This is a genomic window from Pseudomonas sp. MCal1 (assembly GCF_026341415.1).
Classification (GTDB): domain Bacteria; phylum Pseudomonadota; class Gammaproteobacteria; order Pseudomonadales; family Pseudomonadaceae; genus Aquipseudomonas.
Window position 1 is genome coordinate 251,813 of the sequence record NZ_JAKUMP010000004.1, and the last position, 18,855, is coordinate 270,667.

Consider the following 18,855-nt stretch of genomic DNA (forward strand, 5'->3'; position numbering starts at 1 on the left):
CTTTTTTTGCCTGTGTTTTGCTGGAGTGGGGGCAAATCGCAGGCAATAAAAAACCGACCCTGAGGTCGGTTTTTTAATGACTACGTCGCTTAGGCAGCTTCTTTCAGTGCCTTGACGTGGCCATTCAGACGGCTCTTATGACGAGCAGCCTTGTTCTTGTGGATGATGCCTTTATCGGCCATGCGGTCGATAACTGGCACAGCCAGAACGTATGCAGCTTGAGCTTTTTCAGCGTCTTTTGCGTCGATGGCTTTAACTACATTCTTGATGTAGGTACGAACCATGGAACGCAGGCTGGCGTTGTGGCTGCGACGCTTCTCAGCCTGTTTTGCACGTTTTTTGGCGGAAGGTGAGTTGGCCACCGTCGAGCTCCTCGAAAGACTTTTTAGGAAATAGCAAACAAAATAGGCCGCGAATCATGCCGATGAGTTGAAGTCTTGTCAAGGGCGCTTGAAACGTTCCGCTAAGTGGTAGGCGTGGTGCGACGGGATATTTCTTTCCGGCGTGTGACCTGTAAACTCGCGAGCTTTGGCTCTGTGCTGTTGCGGCGCGGAGTATCGCACAAGTGGGCGCGTTATTCGCCTGCTGTTTATCGACAGGCACACATTCCTTCAATGAATCTGCTCAAATCGTTGGCCGCCGTCAGCTCTATCACGATGCTTTCCCGGATTCTCGGGTTTGTTCGCGACACGCTCATCGCCCGCACCTTCGGCGCCGGAATGGCGACCGATGCCTTCTTCATCGCCTTCAAACTGCCCAATCTGCTGCGCAGGATTTTCGCCGAGGGGGCGTTTTCCCAGGCTTTTGTGCCGATCCTGGCCGAATACAAAAGCCAGAAGGGCGAAGAGGCGACCCGCACCTTTATTGCTTACGTTTCCGGCCTGCTGACACTCGTACTGGCGCTGGTCACCGCGCTGGGCATGATTGCCGCGCCCTGGGTGATCTGGGCCACGGCGCCGGGTTTCACCGATACACCGGAGAAATTCCAGCTGACCTCCGACCTGCTGCGAGTGACCTTCCCTTATATATTGCTGATCTCCCTGTCTTCGCTGGCGGGGGCGATCCTCAATACCTGGAACCGTTTCTCGGTGCCGGCGTTCGTGCCGACCCTGCTCAACGTCAGCATGATCGTGTTTTCGCTGTTTCTGACACCTTATTTCGATCCGCCGGTCATGGCCCTTGGCTGGGCGGTGCTGGTCGGTGGTCTGGCGCAGTTGCTCTATCAACTGCCGCACCTGAAAAAAATCGGCATGTTGGTGCTGCCGCGCCTGAACCTGCGTGATACCGGCGTCTGGCGGGTGATGAAACAGATGTTGCCGGCGATCATCGGCGTCTCGGTCAGCCAGATTTCACTGATCATCAACACCATCTTCGCCTCTTTCCTGGTAGCCGGCTCGGTATCGTGGATGTATTACGCCGACCGTTTGATGGAATTGCCGTCCGGTGTGCTCGGTGTGGCGCTGGGCACGATCCTGCTGCCGACACTGGCCAAGACCTACGCCAGCAAGGATCGCCACGAATATTCGCGGATTCTCGACTGGGGCCTGCGCCTGTGCTTCGTGCTGGTGCTGCCTTGCGCGCTGGCGCTGGGGATTCTGGCCGAGCCGTTGACCGTTTCGCTGTTCCAGTACGGCCAGTTCAGCGGGTTTGACGCGGAGATGACCCAGCGGGCGCTCATTGCCTATTCTGTCGGTCTGTTGGGGATTATCGTGATCAAAGTTCTGGCGCCGGGCTTTTATGCGCAACAGAACATCCGTACCCCGGTAAAAATCGCAATCTTCACCCTGGTCGTTACTCAACTGTTCAACCTGGTGCTGATCGGTCCGCTGGCCCATGCCGGTCTGGCACTGGCGATCAGCGCCGGTGCCTGCCTGAACGCCGGGCTGCTGTTCTATCAACTGCGCAAGCAGCAGATGTATCTACCGCAACCGGGCTGGCTGAAATTCGGTTTCAAGCTGTTGGTCGCGGTGGCAGTGATGTCGGTGGTGCTGTTGATCGGCATGCATTTCATGCCTGCGTGGGATCAGGGCCACATGCTGGAGCGCTTTCTGCGCCTGGGTGCCTTGGTGGTTGCCGGTGTGGTGGCTTATTTCGGCATGTTGCTGCTGCTCGGTTTCCGCCTGCGCGACTTCAATCGCAAGGCGTTGAGCTGAGGTTGCACCCTTGAAAGACGGGCGTGAGCCGGCAGTTTTGTCGGCTCGATCACTTTGGGTTACGGTGTTGCCTGTCGTCGGCCGTCGGGTGTGGTTATAATCGGCCACTTTATGAGCAAGAAGCGCGTTATGCAGCTGGTTCGAGGCCTCCACAATCTGCGCCCCCAGCATCGGGGCTGCGTCGCCACTATTGGCAACTTTGACGGTGTTCACCGTGGTCACCAGGCCATTCTGGCCCGACTGCGTGAGCGTGCGCTTGAGTTGGGCGTGCCCAGCTGCGTGGTGATTTTCGAGCCACAGCCACGGGAATTCTTTGCTCCGGAGACCGCACCGGCGCGTCTGGCCCGGTTGCGCGACAAGCTGCAATTGCTGGCCGCCGAGGGTGTCGACCGGGTCTTGTGCCTGGCTTTCAACCAGCGCTTGAGCAAGCTCAGCGCCAGTGAATTCGTCGACACCATCCTCGTTGATGGTCTCGGCGTGCAGCATCTGGAAGTCGGCGACGATTTCCGCTTCGGTTGCGACCGCCTCGGCGATTTCGATTTTCTGCTGCAGGCCGGGCAGGTTCACGGTTTTACCGTGGAAGCCGCGCAAACCGTCGAGCTGGACGGGATTCGTGTCAGCAGCACCCAGGTGCGCAACGCGTTGGCCGCCGCCGATTTTGCTCTGGCCGAACGCTTGCTTGGCCGCCCGTACCGGATTGCCGGTCGCGTGCTGCATGGCCAGAAACTGGCCCGCCAGTTGGGTACGCCCACGGCGAACATTCAACTGAAGCGCCGTCGCGTGCCGATCACCGGGGTTTACCTGGTCGATGTGGATATCGACGGCAAGACCTGGCCCGGCGTCGCCAATATCGGCGTACGGCCCACGGTGCAAGGTGATGGCAAGGCCCACCTTGAAGTCCATCTTTTAGATTTTGCCGGCGATCTGTATGACCGGCGTCTGACGGTGGTTTTCCACCAGAAGCTGCGTGAAGAGCAGCGTTTCGCCTCCCTGGAGGCATTGAAAACGGCGATCAGCGCGGATGTCGCCGCCGCCCGTGCACTAGCCGCACCTAGCGCCCATCGCTAATGAAGAGCCTTAAATGACCGACTATAAAGCCACGTTAAACCTTCCGGACACCGCCTTCCCAATGAAGGCCGGCCTGCCACAGCGCGAACCGCAGATCCTGCAGCGCTGGGACAGTATTGGCCTGTACGGAAAGTTGCGCGAGATTGGCAAGGATCGTCCGAAGTTCGTCCTGCACGACGGCCCTCCGTACGCCAACGGTACGATCCATATCGGTCACGCACTGAACAAGATTCTCAAGGACATGATCATCCGCTCGAAGACCCTGTCGGGCTTCGATGCGCCGTATGTCCCTGGCTGGGACTGCCATGGCCTGCCGATCGAGCACAAGGTTGAAGTGACCCACGGCAAGAACCTGGGCGCGGACAAGACCCGCGAACTGTGCCGTGCCTATGCCACCGAGCAGATCGAAGGGCAAAAGTCCGAATTCATCCGTCTCGGCGTGCTGGGCGACTTCGCCAACCCGTACAAGACCATGGACTTCAAGAACGAGGCCGGTGAAATCCGTGCCCTCGCCGAAATCGTCAAGGGCGGTTTCGTGTTCAAGGGTCTGAAGCCGGTGAACTGGTGCTTCGATTGCGGATCGGCCCTGGCCGAAGCGGAAGTCGAGTACGAGAACAAGAAATCCTCGACCATCGACGTGGCGTTTCCGATCGCTGACGAAGCCAAGCTGGCCGCCGCATTCGGTCTGCCATCGCTGAGCAAACCTGCCTCGATCGTGATCTGGACCACCACCCCGTGGACCATCCCGGCCAACCAGGCACTCAACGTTCACCCGGAATTCACCTACGCGCTGGTCGACATCGGCGACAAGCTGCTGGTGCTGGCTGAAGAGCTGGTCGAGTCCTGCCTGACCCGTTACGGCGTCGAAGGCACCATTCTGGCCACTGCGCCGGGTTCGGCGTTGGAACTGATCAACTTCCGTCACCCGTTCTACGACCGTCTGTCGCCAGTGTATCTGGCCGACTACGTGGAACTGGGCGCCGGCACCGGCGTGGTTCACTCCGCTCCGGCTTACGGTGTGGACGACTTCGTGACTTGCAAGAAATACGGCATGGTCAACGACGAAATCCTCAACCCGGTACAGAGCAACGGCGTTTACGTGCCGTCGCTGGAGTTCTTCGGCGGTCAGTTCATCTGGAAGGCCAACCCGGCCATCGTCGACAAACTGACCGAAGTCGGCGCGCTGATGCACACCACCGTCATCGAACACAGCTACATGCACTGCTGGCGTCACAAGACCCCGCTGATCTACCGCGCCACCGCGCAGTGGTTCATCGGCATGGACAAGGAGCCGGTGTCCGGCGACACCCTGCGCCAGCGCTCGCTCAAAGCCATCGAAGACACCAAGTTCGTGCCGGCCTGGGGCCAGGCGCGCCTGCACTCGATGATCGCCAACCGTCCGGACTGGTGCATCTCCCGTCAGCGTAACTGGGGTGTGCCGATCCCGTTCTTCCTGAACAAGGAAAGCGGCGAGCTGCACCCACGCACCGTCGAACTGATGGAAGAGGTCGCCAAGCGCGTTGAAGTCGAAGGCATCGAAGCCTGGTTCAAACTCGACGCTGCCGAACTGCTGGGCGATGAAGCGCCGCAGTACGACAAGATCAGCGACACCCTCGACGTCTGGTTCGACTCGGGCACCACGCACTGGCACGTCCTGCGCGGTTCACACCCGATGGGCCACGAGACCGGCCCGCGTGCCGACCTGTATCTGGAAGGTTCGGACCAGCACCGTGGCTGGTTCCACTCGTCCCTGCTGACCGGTTGCGCCATCGACAACCACGCGCCGTATCGCGAGCTGCTGACCCACGGCTTCACCGTGGACGAGTCCGGTCGCAAGATGTCCAAGTCCCTGGGCAACGTGATCGCGCCGCAGAAAGTCAACGACACCCTGGGCGCCGACATCATGCGTCTGTGGGTCGCTTCGACCGATTACTCGGGCGAAATGGCCGTGTCCGAGCAGATCCTGCAGCGCAGCGCGGACGCCTATCGTCGTATCCGTAACACCGCGCGTTTCCTGCTTTCCAACCTGACCGGGTTCAACCCGGCCACTGACCTGCTGCCGGCCGAAGACATGCTGGCACTGGATCGCTGGGCCGTGGACCGTACCCTGCTGCTGCAGCGCGAGCTGCAAGAGCACTACGGCGAATACCGTTTCTGGAACGTCTACTCGAAGATCCACAACTTCTGCGTGCAGGAGCTGGGTGGTTTCTATCTGGACATCATCAAGGACCGCCAGTACACCACCGGCGCCGACAGCAAGGCCCGTCGTTCTTGCCAGACCGCGCTGTTCCACATCTCCGAAGCGCTGGTGCGCTGGATCGCACCGATCCTGGCCTTCACCGCCGACGAACTGTGGCAATACCTGCCGGGCGAGCGCAACGAGTCGGTGATGCTCAACACCTGGTACGAAGGCCTGACCGAGCTGCCGGAAGGCTTCGAGCTGGGTCGCGAGTACTGGGATCGCATCATGGAAGTGAAGGTGGCGGTCAACAAAGAGATGGAAATCCAGCGCGCGGCCAAGGCCGTCGGTGGCAACCTGCAAGCCGAAGTGACGCTGTTCGCCGAAGACGCGCTGACCGCCGACCTGGCCAAGCTGAGCAACGAGCTGCGCTTTGTCCTGATCACCTCGACGGCCACTGTCGCGCCGTTCGTGCAGGCTCCGGCCGATGCTGTGGCCACCGAAGTCAGCGGCCTGAAACTGAAGATTGTCAAATCCGCCTTCCCGAAATGCGCCCGATGCTGGCACTGCCGTGAAGATGTCGGCGTGAACCCGGAGCATCCGGAAATCTGCGGCCGTTGCGTGGACAACATCGATGGCGCCGGCGAGGTTCGTCACTATGCCTAATGCCGTTGGCCGTTTCGGACGGCTGAGCTGGCTCTGGTTGAGCTTGCTGGTTCTGGTCATCGACCAGGCCAGCAAGTTTTACTTCGAAGGCAAGCTCGAGATGTTCCAGCAGATCGTGATCATCCCTGATTACTTCAGCTGGACACTGGCCTACAACACCGGCGCTGCGTTCAGCTTTCTGGCTGACAGCTCCGGCTGGCAGCGCTGGTTGTTTGCCCTGATCGCGGTGGTGGTCAGTGCGGTGCTGGTGGTCTGGCTCAAGCGCCTGGGCCGCAACGAAACCTGGCTGGCCATTGCGCTGGCGCTGGTGCTGGGCGGCGCCCTGGGCAACCTGTATGACCGCATTGCCCTGGGCCATGTGATCGACTTCATTCTGGTGCATTGGCAGAACCGCTGGTACTTCCCGGCGTTCAACTTCGCCGACAGCGCGATTACCGTTGGCGCGGTGATGCTGGCACTGGACATGTTCAAAAGTAAAAAAACCGGAGAAGCCGTTCATGACTGAACAGGTATTGGCTGAGCAACGCATCGGCCAGAACACGGAAGTCACTTTGCACTTTGCATTGCGCCTGGAGAACGGCGACACGGTCGACAGCACCTTCGACAAGGCTCCGGCGACCTTCAAGGTCGGCGATGGCAACCTGCTGCCGGGCTTCGAGGCGGCGCTGTTCGGTTTCAAGGCCGGCGACAAGCGTACGCTGACCGTCGAGCCGGAAAACGCCTTCGGCCAGCCGAACCCGCAAAACGTACAGATCATCCCGCGTTCGCAGTTCGTGGACATGGAGCTGTCGCCGGGGCTGCTGGTGATCTTCAACGATGCGGCCAATACTGAGCTGCCGGGTGTGGTGAAAGAGTTCGACGACGCGCAAGTGACCGTTGACTTCAATCATCCGCTGGCTGGCAAGAAGCTGACCTTTGACGTCGAGATCATCAACGTCAAAGCGCTCTGAGTCACACAGCAGAATCCCTGTGGGGCCGGCTTGCTCGCGAATGCTGACTGACATTCAACATAAACGTTGTCTGAAACACCGCTTTCGCGAGCAAATCGAATCGTCGCTACCCCATTAGCTTTTCAACGTTTTCGCTATTTCTTGCGCGCAAGACACGAGGCACAGCATGCAAATCAAACTCGCCAACCCCCGTGGCTTCTGCGCCGGCGTGGACCGGGCGATCGAAATCGTCAACCGCGCCCTTGAGGTGTTCGGGCCGCCGATCTATGTGCGTCATGAAGTGGTGCACAACAAGTTTGTGGTCGAGGACCTGCGCAGTCGTGGCGCGATCTTCGTCGAGGAACTGGATCAGGTACCGGACGACGTCATCGTGATCTTCAGTGCCCACGGCGTCTCGCAAGCCGTGCGTAGCGAAGCTGCCGGCCGTGGCCTGAAAGTGTTCGACGCCACCTGTCCGCTGGTGACCAAGGTGCACATCGAAGTCGCGAAATACAGCCGCGACGGCCGTGAATGCATCCTGATCGGCCACGCCGGTCACCCGGAAGTCGAAGGCACCATGGGCCAGTACGACGCCAGCAATGGCGGCGCGATCTACCTCGTTGAAGACGAGAAGGATGTCGCCGAATTGCAGGTGCGCAATCCCGAAAAACTCGCCTTTGTCACCCAGACCACGCTGTCCATGGATGACACCAGCCGAGTGATCGACGCATTGCGTACGCGTTTCCCTGCCATTGGCGGGCCGCGCAAGGACGATATCTGCTACGCCACTCAAAACCGTCAGGATGCAGTCAAGCAACTGGCTGACGAATGCGACGTGGTGTTGGTCGTGGGCAGCCCGAACAGCTCCAACTCCAACCGCCTGCGTGAGCTGGCCGAACGCATGGCCACGCCGGCCTATCTGATCGATGGCGCCGAAGACCTGCAAAAGAGCTGGTTCGACGGTGTCGAGCGCATCGGCATCACCGCCGGCGCCTCTGCCCCGGAAGTCCTGGTGCGTGGCGTGATCCAGCAGTTGCAGGCCTGGGGCGCCACCGGTGCCGACGAGCTGGCCGGGCGTGAGGAGAACATCACGTTCTCGATGCCTAAAGAGCTGCGCGTTCGCTCGATCTGATCGCTTTATCCTTTCGGCACAGCGCCTGTTCGGCCTTTTGGCTGGTCAGGCGAACGCGACCGGTTGCCGCCAGCACCACCTGGAGCTGGCTGACCGGCTCGCGAGCCGAGCACAGGTGCAATGTCCCCGCCTGAAACTTCCGGTCCGGCACCAGTGGCTGGCCCAGGCTACTGAAACGTATGTACCGGCTCACCAGCCAGTTGCCGACAATCGGTATCTTTCCATCACTCGCCTGCTCGATCAGCAATGGATTATCGGTGTCCTCGGCTCCCTTTCCGCTGATATCCAGAATGATCCGCCAGCCCTGGCCCCAATCACCGTTGATGCCGTGAATCACCACACTCTGATTGCGCGTGATGGCCATTGTCCGGGCATTACGGATGCCGTCGAGCAAAGACTGTGCGGCCTGCTGGCGCCGGTTTGATTCGGTGAAGTCCGCCAGCGCCGGACCGACCAGCGACAGAACAATTGCGCCGATCGCCAGTCCCATAAGCAGCTCGACCAGACTGAACCCCTGTTGCGGCATGTGCGCGCCCTCCCTGGATTGTGCACAGCGACGCAGTCCGTGCGCCGTTCGCGGTAAATCAACCGGCGCATGCCGGTCGAATGTTCTAGGTTTGTACAGGTATAGCCGACGGCAACGGAGGGCATCGATGGATCATCGTACAAAAGGTTTCACGCTGATCGAGCTGCTGGTGGCGCTCGCGGTGTTTGTAATCCTGATCACGATGGCGGTGCCGGCGTTCACCCGTTCGGTGCAGGGCAGCAAGGCCGACACCGAAGTCGGCGACCTGCAACGGGCCCTCAATTACGCGAGGCTCGAGGCGATCAACCGGGGTACCACCACCCGCTTGCGACCGAGTGCCGGCGGCAACGTCTGGACCGGCGAGCTGGCGGTCTACGACAGTACTGGCACTTCGGCCAATGTATTGCGGGTTGTTCCAGCGATGAGCAGCGGCGCGACTCTGACGCTACCCTCTGGAGTGACCGCGCTGGATTTCAACAATCTGGGCGGGCTGGCGGCGCCGTCCACGGCGGTGCTCATCAGTTACGTGCTGGGAACGCAAAGCAGGACGCTGAACGTGTGTCTGAACGGAAGAATTCAATTGGGTGGAAGTTGCGGATGAGGGCAGGGAGCAAGCACGCACAGGAGGGCATGACGCTGATCGAAGTGCTGGTCGCGTTGTTGATTCTGACGGTCGGTTTGCTGGGCGCGGCAGCGGTTCAGCTCAATGCGCTGAAGTACACCGACAGCTCGCGGATGACCAGCCAGGCGAGTTTCATCGCCTACGACATGATGGACCGGATCCGCGCCAACTCGGGCGCCGACTACACCGTCACACCCCCCACCACGGGCAACCTGAGTGTCGCCCGGGATCAGGATCTCTACGACTTCACCACCAACATCGTCAATTTCGGCGGCCCGACCGCCACCGGCAGCATCACCCTCAATCAACGTGTGTACACCATCACCATCACCTGGAATGACGCGCGCGCCGCCAATACGTCCAGTGCGCCCCGCAGCTTTGTCCTGACCAGTCGCGCCGCGGTAGATCCGGTGGGCGCACCATGAAACGTCATAATCTGGGTTTCGGTCTGATCGAAATGCTGGTGGCCCTGGCGCTGGGGCTGATCGTGGTGCTCGGCGTGGTGCAGATCTTTCTGGCGGCGAAAAACACCTACGTCAGCCAGAACAGCGCGGCCGCCATGCAGGAAGATGCGCGGTTCGTGCTGAGCAAGATGATTCAGGAACTGCGCATGGTGGGCATGTTCGGTTGCCTGGGCACGATTACCGATTCCAGCTCGGCGGGGGATTTCACGGCGGCCCAGATCGCGCCGATCAGCTGGGACAACGCCAATCTCAAGCTGACCCTGGTCACGGCTGATGTCGGCAGTGCAGGCGGGACGCCGACCTGGACCGTGGTGTCCGATTGCCGCAACAGCGCCACCGCTTATACCGGCGCACGGGCTGCGGCGACGGGGCAGATCGCGTTTCCGATCCGTCGGTTGATCTACAGCTTCAGCAACAACCAGATTCTGATGGGCACCGGCAGCGGTAATCCGGCCCAGCAAGTGCTGGTGAATAACGTCAGTGCGTTCACTGTGATGTTCGGTCTGGCAAGTTCCGCAACCGATGTCGCGGCGTCCACCTACAGTGCCAACCCCGGTGATCCGGCGCGGATCCGCAGCGTGCGCCTGAGCCTGACCCTCACTGATCCGAACAATCGGGTCCGCAATCAAACCTTCAACGTGGTTGCCGCCTTGCGCAACCGGTTGCAGTGAGGGGCGAGCGATGAACGTTTCTCTCCATCGGCGACGGTCCCAGGACGGCATGGTGTTGCTGGTCAGCCTGGTGTTTCTGCTGCTCCTGACGGTGATCGGCCTGTCATCGATGCAGAGTGCCAACCTGCAGGAAAAAATGGCCGGCAGCGTAAGCCTGCGCAATCAATCGTTCCAGACTGCCGAGGCGGCGCTGCGCATCGGCGAAAGTGCGGTGCAACTGGACGGCTACACGCTCGCAGTGTGCGCCAGCACCACCCAATGTGCGCCACCGGCGGAATCCTCGGTGGTCACTGCGGCGGGGCTCAACTCCACGTCGGGCGTGACCTGGATCGCCGCTGGCAGCGGGTTTTACGGAGTACAGAACATCGGCACGACCCTGACGGCGGTAAACGTGCCGAGCAACACTTCGGCGACCTTGTACCGGGTCACGGCCGTCGGCATCGCCGGCACTTCGCGCAGTGTGGTGGAGAGTGTCTATGCGAAGTACTGAGCGACGCTTCAAATGGCTGTCGCTGTTGCTCGGCATGCTGACCGGGCTTTATCTGACTGCACCGGCGTATGCCTTTACACCGTCCGATTCGCCGCTGTTGAGCGCGGCGGCTGTGCCACCGAACGTGATGTTGATGATCGACGACTCGGGCAGCATGAACAGCATCATCTATGCGACGGGTTTTGATCCGACCGTGGATCGCACGGCAGCCCGGCAGTGCAACGCGGTCATCGGCCTGTGCCTGAGCTCAACTGCCATCACCGGCGATACGATCTTCCTGTCGAGCCTGCCGACCTCCGGCTGCTCCGGCGGCGCCTATGCCTTCTACAACAACAGCCTGACGCCACTCTGCCTGAAATTGCCGGATCCGGTAGGCAGCGGCAACACCCGCTATTCGGCCGATTACATTTCCTATGTGGTCGGGCTGGCGATCAGCAACGGCACGCGCGACTTCACCACCGGGGCGATTCCCAACGATTACCGGATCAACGTGGCGCGCAATGTTTCCACTGCACTGGTCACCAGCAACCGCAACCTGCGCATGGGGCTGGCGACCTTCAACCCGGCCACCAGCAACAACCCCGGCAATGGTGGTTTCATTGCGCGCTCCATCAGCGACCTGTCACCGGTCAGCGGTAGCGTGACCCAGGCTCAGGCTGACACCAACTACAACGCACTGATTTCCTCGATCAACGGCCTGAACGCGGTGGCCAACACGCCTCTGGCCGAGACCTATTACGAAATCACCCGCTACATGCGCGGGATGGCGCCGTACTACAACAGCACGCCGAGCACTTACACCAGCCCGATCCAGTACCGCTGCCAGAAAAACTACGGGGTGGTTATCACCGACGGCCTGCCGACTTACGACCGCACCTTTCCGAGCAACGACCCGCTCGGCGGCAGTCGCCTGCCGAACTGGGACGGCATCAACAATGACGGGAACAATCTGAACGGGGACGGGGAGGGCGATACGCTGTATCTGGACGATATCGCCAAGTTCGCCTTCGACATCGATATGCGTTTCTCCGGAACCGACGCGGCGGGCAAGAGCTGGAATGCGGTGGATTTTCCCCGGCAGTACATGAATACCTACACCGTGGGTTTTACCGCTTCCAACGACATGCTCTCGGACGCCGCCGATTACGGACAGGGCCGCTACTACCAGGCGACCGACAGCGCCGGTTTGAATGCCGCATTGTCTTCGGCGTTGAGTGATATCACCTCCAAGGCGGGTTCCGGCGGTGCGGGTGTGACCAGCGGCACCACGCTGACCAGTAGCAGCAGTTTTTACCAGACCACCTATGACCCGAAGGATTGGCGCGGCACGATCAAGTCGTTTGGCTTTACCTCCGCCGGGGCGGTCAATACCTCGGCCGTGCAGTGGACCACCGATACCGCCATCGTGCCTGGCGCCACCGCGCCGACCTACCAGTCGTGGAATTCCCTGAGCAACACGGCGATAACGCTGGCCTATGGCAACTTCTCCCCGGCCCAGCAGACTGTTCTCAGTCAGGGTTTGCCCACCGGCATCAGCGGTATCGACCTGGTCGAATGGAGCAAGGGCACCAACAAGACCGGGCTCAAAGTGCGCAGTGTGTTGCTTGGGGACATCATCAACTCGCCACTTGTACTGGCTTCGCCCACGGAAAAAACCGCTTCCGATCTGGCCGGCGACACCACCTACAGCACCTATCTGACCACCAAGGCTGCGAACATGAACGCCAGCCTGGTGGTGAACGCCAACGACGGTTTTGTCAGCGTCATCAACTCGGCCAACGGTACCCGGCGCTATGCCTACATGCCGTCCAGCGTATTGCCCTCGTTGCGTCTGATTGCCGATCCGAACTACGTCAACGGCGTCAGCCACAAGTTTCTGGTGGATGGTCAGCTCGGTGTATTCGATGCCCAATTCGGCACGGTCTGGAAAACCCTGGCCATAGGCGGTACGGGTGCCGGTGGCAAGACTTTCTACGGGCTTCAGCTGTTCGACGCCTCGGCGGGCAACGTGATCCGCGCCTTGTGGGAGGTCAGCGCGCCGGCAGCCGCCAGCACTTCCAACGCTTTCAATGATCTGGGTTACGCCTATGCCCGTCCGGAAGTGGCACGCTTGGCCGATGGTCGCTGGGCGGCGTTCATTGCCAACGGTTACGGCAGCAACTCCGGGGTGGCGGCGCTGTATGTGCTGGATGTTCGCGATGGTTCGCTGATCAGGAAAATCGTCATCGACAGTACGGAAACCAACAATGGCTTGTCCTCGGTGAAGCTGCGGGTCAATTCGCAGAACGTGGTGCAAGCCGCGTATGGCGGTGACTTGAAGGGACGGTTGTGGAAGTTCGACCTGAGCGCCACTGCTTCCGACAGTTGGGGCGTGGCGTTTTCCGGCAAGCCGCTGTTCACCACGGCCGGCGGGGCAACTCAGCCGATCACCGCGCAGCCGTTGCTGGCGGACAACGCTCTGGGCGGCAAACAGATTTTCGTCGGCACCGGTAAATTCAACGAAACCGCCGACAAGACCAACAAGGATTTGCAGGCGTTCTATTCGGTGTGGGATGCCGATGGCGGATCGGGCCAGATCACGGTCAGCAGTTTGCAGGCTCAGGCGATTACCGGCGTGTTCTCCGGCAGTTCCGGGCAGTTTGTCACCACCAGCCAGAACGACACGACTTATCCGGCGGAGAAGGGCTGGTACCTGCCACTGGTGTACAACAACGCATTGACCGGCGAACGGGTGATCAATCAGGCCAGTCTGGTGCTTGGGCGTATTGTGTTCACCACGGCCAGTGTCGATACCACTGACCCGTGTTCCAGTTTCGGTACCGGCAAACTGATCGAACTCGATGCGTTCAGCGGTAAGATGCTCAACTACGCCGTGCTCGACACCAACGCCGATGGCGTGGTCGACAGCAACGACACGATCTCCAGTGGCGTGGTGTTCACCGGCGGTATCCCGACCCTGAACGCCATCGTCAACGGTGCAACACGCAAGATCGAGACCGACTCCAGTGGCGGCATCACCACCCTGGTGGAAAAGGGCGGCGGCGGCAGCCGTCGCATAATGTGGCGACAAATACAGTAAGTGAGAGTTCGAGGCATGCGCAGATCCAACCGAGGTTTCACCCTGATCGAAATCATGATCGTGATTGCGATCATCGGTATCGTCATCACCATCGGCTATCCGAGCCTCACCGAATATGTGAAGAAGGGCCGCCGCGCCGACGTGGTCAGCAACTTGTCGGAACAGGCACAGATCCTCGAGCGCTTCTATTCGAAGAACAACGTCTACACCGGTGTCACCGGGTTGAGCACCGGCAACGATTTCTACACCATCACGCCGACGATCACCGATCAGACCTTCCTGCTGACGGCGACCCGCAAGACCGGCACGGCGATGGCCACTGACAAGTGCGGGGATTTCACCCTCACCAACACTGGCGTCAGAAGCATGAACAACGCGACCACCGGGCTGACCACCAAGGATTGCTGGGGCCGCTGAGCCGCATTATTTCGGGCGCCTTTTGCGCCCACTGTCTTTTTTACGGTTGGATCAAACATGACCAGGCAACAGCAAGTGGTGATTGTCGGTGGCGGGGTGATTGGCCTGCTCACTGCGTACAACCTCGCCTCCGAGGTCGGCAGCGTGGTGCTGCTGGATCGTTCGAACGTCGGCCAGGAATCGTCCTGGGCCGGCGGCGGTATCGTGTCTCCGCTGTACCCGTGGCGCTACAGCCCGGCCGTCACCGCACTGGCGCACTGGTCGCAGGATTTTTATCCACAGCTGGGCGAGCGACTTTTTGCCGATACCGGGGTCGATCCCGAAGTGCACACCACCGGCCTGTACTGGCTGGATCTGGATGACGAAGCCGAAGCGTTGGCGTGGGCTGCGCGGGAAAACCGCCCGTTGCGGGCTGTGGATATCTCGGCGGCGCATGATGCGGTGCCGGTGCTCGGTGGTGGTTTTTCCCGGGCGATCTATATGGCCGATGTGGCCAACGTGCGCAATCCACGACTGGTGAAGTCTTTGAAAGCGGCGTTGCAGGCGCTGCCGAATGTAACGATTCACGAGCAGTGCGAAGTCAGCGGGTTTGTCCGTGAAGGCGAACGGGTGGTGGGCGTGCAGACTTCCACCGGTGTGATCGCTGGCGATCAGATCGTGTTGACGGCGGGCGCGTGGAGCGGCGAATTGCTCAAGACTCTGAATCTTTCGCTGCCAGTGGAGCCGGTCAAGGGCCAGATGATTCTCTACAAGTGTGCGGCGGATTTCCTGCCGAGCATGGTGCTGGCCAAGGGGCGCTACGCGATTCCGCGCCGTGACGGACACATTCTGATCGGCAGCACGCTGGAGCACGAAGGCTTCGACAAGACCCCGACTGACAACGCGCTGGAAAGCCTAAAGGCATCGGCAGTCGAGTTGTTGCCGGCGCTGGTGGAGGCTGAAGTGGTGGGGCATTGGGCCGGGCTGCGACCGGGTTCACCCGAAGGGATTCCATACATTGGCCGGGTTCCGGGGTTTGACGGTCTGTGGCTGAACTGCGGGCATTACCGCAATGGGCTGGTGCTGGCGCCGGCGTCCTGTCAGTTGTTTGCCGACGTAATGCTGGGCCGTGCGCCGATCATTGATCCAGCGCCGTATGCACCGGCCGGACGGATCTAGTCGGTTTTTCTTCCGGCGACTGATAATCGCCTTCGCGGGCAAACCCGCTCCTACACCTGTGGGAGCGGGCTTCAGTCCAGGCCCAGCTTCTTGAGCCTGTAGCGCATCGACCGAAACGACAGACTCAACCGCTGCGCCGCCGCCGTGCGATTCCAGCGGGTTTCCTCCAGCGCCTGCAAAATCAGTTTGCGCTCTACGCTCTCAAGATAGTCTTCGAGGTTGTCGATCTGGGTGAGATCGGCAATACCGCCCTCGGCGGTGCCGTTGCCTTCACTCAGACGTAGATCTTCGGCCTCGATCATGCGGTTTTCACACAGGGTGTGCGCCCGCTCAAGCACGTTCTCCAGTTCCCTCACGTTGCCAGGGAAACGGTAGTTTTTCAGCGCTTCAAGGGCATGAGGATGGAGCCGTGCCGCCGGTTGCCCGGTGCCACTGGCCAGGCGCTTGAGCATATGGCCGGCCAGCGCTTCGATGTCCTCGCGACGCTCGCGCAGAGACGGTACACGCAACTCGATCACGTTCAGCCGGTAATACAGGTCCTGACGGAAACGCTCGGCAGCCACTTCCGCGTCGAGGTCCTTGTGCGTCGCACAGAGGATGCGCACATCGACCACGGTTTCCTGCTGGCCGCCGACGCTGCGCACGGCTTTTTCCTGGATCGCCCGCAGCAGCTTGACCTGCATCGGCAGCGGCAGATCCGCCACTTCATCGAGAAACAGCGTGCCGCCATGGGCCGCCTGGAACAGCCCCGGTTTATCCTCCACTGCGCCGCTGAAACTGCCTTTGCGATGGCCGAAAAATTCGCTTTCCATCAACTCTGAAGGAATCGCCCCACAGTTCACCGGCACAAACGGCTGGCTGGCGCGCGGGCCCTGTTCATGAATCAGACGGGCCACCAGCTCCTTGCCGCTGCCGGACTCGCCGCTGATATAGACCGGTGCCTGGCTGCGGGCCAGTTTGTCGATCTGTTTGCGCAAGTTGCGCATCGGCGGTGAGTCGCCAAGCAACCGCCGGTCGATCGAAGTGCAGACATTGCCCGGCGCCGGCATGCGCAACGCCGAGCCGACCAGCTCGCGCAGGCGCGTCAGGTCCACCGGTTTGGTCAGGAAGTCGAAGGCCCCGGCCTTCAGAGCGTTGATCGCCGTTTCCAGGCTGCCGTAGGCGGTGATCATCGCGACCGGCAGTTGTGGATAACGTTGCTGAATGTGCTGCACCAGCTCCAGGCCGGTGCCGTCGGGCAGGCGCATGTCGGTCAGGCACAGAGCGAAGGTTTCGCGGTGCAGCAGCGCCTGAGCTTCTGCGAGATTGCGTGCGCTGAAGGTGTCGAGTTTCATCCGTCCCAGGGTGATTTCCAGGAGTTCGCGGATATCCGGCTCGTCGTCGACGATGAGGATTTTTTGCCGTGGGCTCGTGTTCAACTTTGTTTCCGTCCGTGAGCAAAGGTGATGCGAAAGCAGCCGCCGCCTTGGCGTGATTTGAAGTCTAGGCGCGCTTGATTGCTTTCGCACAGCTCACGGGACAGATAAAGCCCAAGGCCGGTGCCCTGGCTGCTGGTGGTAAAAAACGGTTCGAACAGGTGAGCCTGCTGATCCAGCGGCACGCCAGGGCCATTGTCCTGCACCTCGAGCACGGCCAGCGTGCTTTCGGGGTCGATCAGCAGCGTCAGCCAGACCTCGGCCGGATCGTGCAAAAAGGCGCTATGGCGCCAGCCGTTGCGTAACAGATTGTCGAGAATCTGTGTGAGCTGGCCAGGATCCATCAGCGTGCGAAAATCCCCCGGACCGATGTGCAGGTGAATGTGCTGGCGCTCGCCGGCCTGTTCGCGGCTCTCGTTGACGAACTGCTCCAGCCACGGCTTGAGATCCAGCCGTTGCGGTGCGCTCTGCTGGCGGCGGGACAGTTGCAGGACGTTTTCGATGATTCGGTTCATGCGTTGGGAGTGGTCTTGAATGATCTGCGTCAGACGCCGATCCGCGCCGTCGAGTTCCTCGGATTCCCGCAACAGCTGCGCGGCATGACTGATGGCCCCCAGCGGATTGCGGATTTCATGGGCGATACCGGCGGTCAGCCGGCCCAGCGCGGCGAGTTTCAATTGCTGGGCCTGCTGGGCGATCTGTGCGAGGTCTTCGAGAAATACCAGGGTCTGGCGGTTCGGACTCTGTTCCAGGGCAATGAAGCTCGGTTGCAGCTCCACACCGTTGCCGCCGATCTTCAGGCTTTGCGGGCGCAGCGTCGGGTTGTTCAGCCACAGTTGCAGGCGCTCGACCAATGCGCTCGAGTGCTCGTCGATCAACTCGCCTTCAAGGTGTGCCTGGCCCAGCAGGGTCTTGGCGCTTTGGTTGGCCAATTGCACCCGGCGCTGTTCGTCGAGCACCAGAATGCCGGTGCGCATGCGTTGCAGGATCAGCGCGTTGAGGGTTTCGAGCCCAACGACTTCGCTGGCGCGCTGCTCGGCCAGGTTCTCGCTGACCTCCAGACGGCGCATCAATCCTTGCACCAGCAATGACGCCGCGAAGCACAGGGCGCCGAGTGTGCCGGCCTGGAGATAATCGTTGGCGCTCAGGGGATGGCTGAAACTCAGCAGAAAGCTGAGCCCGACGATGCCGAGGGTGGCGATGGCGGCGATCAGCAAACCAATGCGTCGTCGCAGTAAGGTATTGCTGATCGCCACCGAGACAATCAGCAAATTACCGATCGCGCTGGCCACGCCGCCCGCCGCATAGAACACGCCACACAGCAGCAGGATGTCGACCAGTGCCAGGCCGAACAACTGGGCGGGGCGGCGGATGTTCTCGAGGAACACCACCAGCAGGATGTTCAGCACCAGGTACAACCAGCTGCCATTGCGCAGCCACTCGTCGTTGGTCGAGTTCAGCAGGCGGTTGTCCATGTTGCTGGAGATCAGCAACACCAGGGTGATGCCGACACTCAAACGGTACAGATGATAGAGGCGCAGCAGTCGCTGGGCCTGTCTGCTGTCGGCGTTGTCGGCCTCAGCGATCACTGGAGCCTGGGCCTTGCTCAAGGTGAGCCTGGCTGCAATACCACTGTTGTTGAAGATTCAGCGCGCGGTCGCGGGGCAGGTGCACGCCGCAATGGGCGCAACGCACCATCGGTGCGGCATCCTGTTCGCGAGGTGATCGGGCGGACGAGGCGGGGGCATTGAATTTGCGCCACAACCAGACAGCGGCGGCGATCAAGGCAATCCAGAACAGTAAACGAAGCATGATGGGCGGCTTTTCGGCTAATGATTCGGCAGTTTAGCCAAGGACCCGACGAGCGCACAGCCCAATCACACGCC

18 protein-coding genes are annotated in these 18,855 nt (G+C 60.7%); 13 read left to right on the forward strand and 5 right to left on the reverse strand.

Annotated elements, in window-relative coordinates:
* Positions 1–89: 89 nt before the first annotated feature.
* Entirely contained in the window at positions 90–362 is a 273-nt protein-coding gene (gene rpsT, locus MKZ87_RS09450; RefSeq protein WP_003228351.1) for a 30S ribosomal protein S20, read from the reverse strand.
* A 252-nt stretch (positions 363–614) separates the two neighbouring features.
* Between rpsT and murJ the strand changes: the two genes are divergently transcribed.
* The 6 genes from murJ to ispH all read left to right on the forward strand — a co-directional run bounded on the left by murJ (position 615) and on the right by ispH (position 8,127).
* On the forward strand, positions 615–2,153 hold the full coding sequence (gene murJ / locus MKZ87_RS09455) for a murein biosynthesis integral membrane protein MurJ (RefSeq protein ID WP_085697534.1): 1,539 nt from the start codon (positions 615–617) through the stop codon (positions 2,151–2,153).
* Positions 2,154–2,282: 129 nt separating this feature from the next.
* Entirely contained in the window at positions 2,283–3,221 is a 939-nt protein-coding gene (gene ribF, locus MKZ87_RS09460) for a bifunctional riboflavin kinase/FAD synthetase (RefSeq protein WP_085697533.1), read from the forward strand.
* 13 nt (positions 3,222–3,234) lie between these two features.
* A complete protein-coding gene (ileS, locus tag MKZ87_RS09465) occupies positions 3,235–6,066 on the forward strand; it encodes an isoleucine--tRNA ligase (RefSeq protein ID WP_227233581.1) in 2,832 nt (943 codons plus the stop codon).
* Entirely contained in the window at positions 6,059–6,571 is a 513-nt protein-coding gene (gene lspA, locus MKZ87_RS09470) for a signal peptidase II (RefSeq protein ID WP_085697531.1), read from the forward strand. Before ileS ends, lspA begins: the two co-directional genes overlap by 8 nt.
* 7 nt (positions 6,572–6,578) lie before the next feature.
* Positions 6,579–7,016 carry an FKBP-type peptidyl-prolyl cis-trans isomerase gene (gene fkpB, locus MKZ87_RS09475; RefSeq protein ID WP_176247739.1) on the forward strand — a complete coding sequence of 146 codons (438 nt, stop codon included), beginning with the start codon at positions 6,579–6,581 and terminating at the stop codon, positions 7,014–7,016.
* A gap of 166 nt (positions 7,017–7,182) precedes the next feature.
* Positions 7,183–8,127 (forward strand): 4-hydroxy-3-methylbut-2-enyl diphosphate reductase, encoded by a 945-nt coding sequence (ispH, locus tag MKZ87_RS09480; RefSeq protein ID WP_007963828.1) that lies wholly within the window; start codon positions 7,183–7,185, stop codon positions 8,125–8,127.
* Here the strand turns inward: ispH and MKZ87_RS09485 are convergent.
* Positions 8,099–8,653: a GspH/FimT family pseudopilin gene (locus tag MKZ87_RS09485; protein WP_085703161.1), complete on the reverse strand. Its 555-nt coding sequence runs from the start codon at positions 8,651–8,653 to the stop codon at positions 8,099–8,101. The two genes, ispH and MKZ87_RS09485, sit on opposite strands and share 29 nt — an antisense overlap.
* Before the next feature lie 127 nt (positions 8,654–8,780).
* Between MKZ87_RS09485 and MKZ87_RS09490 the strand changes: the two genes are divergently transcribed.
* Genes MKZ87_RS09490 through thiO form a run of 7 tightly spaced genes read left to right on the forward strand, consistent with a single transcriptional unit; the run spans position 8,781 to position 15,554 of the window.
* Positions 8,781–9,254, forward strand: coding sequence for a GspH/FimT family pseudopilin (locus MKZ87_RS09490; RefSeq protein WP_085703162.1), 474 nt, complete (start codon positions 8,781–8,783; stop codon positions 9,252–9,254).
* A complete protein-coding gene (gene pilV, locus MKZ87_RS09495; protein WP_085697527.1) occupies positions 9,251–9,700 on the forward strand; it encodes a type IV pilus modification protein PilV in 450 nt (149 codons plus the stop codon). Before MKZ87_RS09490 ends, pilV begins: the two co-directional genes overlap by 4 nt.
* Positions 9,697–10,410 (forward strand): PilW family protein, encoded by a 714-nt coding sequence (locus MKZ87_RS09500; RefSeq protein ID WP_085703163.1) that lies wholly within the window; start codon positions 9,697–9,699, stop codon positions 10,408–10,410. The genes pilV and MKZ87_RS09500 overlap by 4 nt, the downstream gene beginning before the upstream one ends.
* Before the next feature lie 10 nt (positions 10,411–10,420).
* Positions 10,421–10,900 (forward strand): pilus assembly PilX family protein, encoded by a 480-nt coding sequence (locus MKZ87_RS09505; protein WP_085703164.1) that lies wholly within the window; start codon positions 10,421–10,423, stop codon positions 10,898–10,900.
* A complete protein-coding gene (locus MKZ87_RS09510; RefSeq protein WP_085697524.1) occupies positions 10,887–13,979 on the forward strand; it encodes a pilus assembly protein in 3,093 nt (1,030 codons plus the stop codon). Before MKZ87_RS09505 ends, MKZ87_RS09510 begins: the two co-directional genes overlap by 14 nt.
* Positions 13,980–13,994: 15 nt before the next feature.
* A complete protein-coding gene (locus MKZ87_RS09515) occupies positions 13,995–14,396 on the forward strand; it encodes a type IV pilin protein (RefSeq protein WP_039771691.1) in 402 nt (133 codons plus the stop codon).
* Positions 14,397–14,453: 57 nt separating this feature from the next.
* The gene (gene thiO, locus MKZ87_RS09520) at positions 14,454–15,554 is read left to right on the forward strand and encodes a glycine oxidase ThiO (protein ID WP_085703166.1); all 1,101 of its coding nucleotides are present in this window, start codon (positions 14,454–14,456) and stop codon (positions 15,552–15,554) included.
* A gap of 71 nt (positions 15,555–15,625) precedes the next feature.
* On the opposite strand, the gene MKZ87_RS09525 is transcribed toward thiO, so the two are convergent.
* The 3 genes from MKZ87_RS09525 to MKZ87_RS09535 are packed head-to-tail and all read right to left on the reverse strand — an operon-like array spanning position 15,626 to position 18,781.
* On the reverse strand, positions 15,626–16,972 hold the full coding sequence (locus MKZ87_RS09525) for a sigma-54-dependent transcriptional regulator (RefSeq protein ID WP_266200711.1): 1,347 nt from the start codon (positions 16,970–16,972) through the stop codon (positions 15,626–15,628).
* Positions 16,969–18,558 carry an ATP-binding protein gene (locus tag MKZ87_RS09530; RefSeq protein WP_266200753.1) on the reverse strand — a complete coding sequence of 530 codons (1,590 nt, stop codon included), beginning with the start codon at positions 18,556–18,558 and terminating at the stop codon, positions 16,969–16,971. The genes MKZ87_RS09525 and MKZ87_RS09530 overlap by 4 nt, the downstream gene beginning before the upstream one ends.
* On the reverse strand, positions 18,548–18,781 hold the full coding sequence (locus MKZ87_RS09535; protein ID WP_085703168.1) for a PP0621 family protein: 234 nt from the start codon (positions 18,779–18,781) through the stop codon (positions 18,548–18,550). Before MKZ87_RS09535 ends, MKZ87_RS09530 begins: the two co-directional genes overlap by 11 nt.
* Positions 18,782–18,855 lie beyond the last annotated feature (74 nt).